This window comes from Janthinobacterium sp. ROICE36 (assembly GCF_002869965.1).
Taxonomy (GTDB): domain Bacteria; phylum Pseudomonadota; class Gammaproteobacteria; order Burkholderiales; family Burkholderiaceae_D; genus Janthinobacterium.
Genome location: NZ_PEBS01000201.1, coordinates 1 through 566 on the forward strand (window position 1 = coordinate 1; position 566 = coordinate 566).

Below are 566 nucleotides of genomic sequence, written 5' to 3' on the forward strand. Positions count from 1 at the left end.
GGCAGGACACTGCCGCCACCAAGGAGAAACAATGACCGTTGTAAAGCGTAACAAGCGGGCCAAGCCCGACCCGGAACTGCTCAAACTGGCCGACAGCTTGCTGGCCAACTACCAGAAGCCCGAGGATCTGATCGGCGAAAATGGGTTACTCAAGCAGCTCACCAAGATGCTGGTGGAGCGCGCCCTGGAAGTCGAAATGACTGGTCATCTGGGCCACGACAAGAGCGGCGAGGTGACCAACGGCACCGCCAACACCCGCAATGGCTACAGCAGCAAGACGCTCAAAGGTGATTTCGGCGCACTACCGCTAGACGTCCCGCGCGACCGCCAAGGTACCTTCGAGCCGCAGATCGTGGTCAAACACCAGACCCGTTGGACCGGCTTCGACGACAAGATTATTTCGCTCTACGCGCGGGGGCTGAGCGTGCGCGAGATCCAGAGCCATCTGGAAGAGATGTACGGCACCGAGGTATCGCCAACCCTCATCTCCAACGTCACGGACGCCGTCAGCGAGGATGTGAAGCTTTGGCAGGCACGCCCGCTCGACGCCGTGTACCCGATCCTGT

1 protein-coding gene is annotated in these 566 nt (G+C 60.4%); it reads left to right on the forward strand.

Going from position 1 to position 566, the window contains the following annotated elements; translation table 11 throughout:
- Nucleotides 1-31 precede the first annotated feature (31 nt).
- Nucleotides 32-566, forward strand: a 535-nt coding sequence (locus tag CSZ94_RS27440) for a transposase (RefSeq protein WP_180977665.1), incomplete at its 3' end; no start/stop codon positions are given.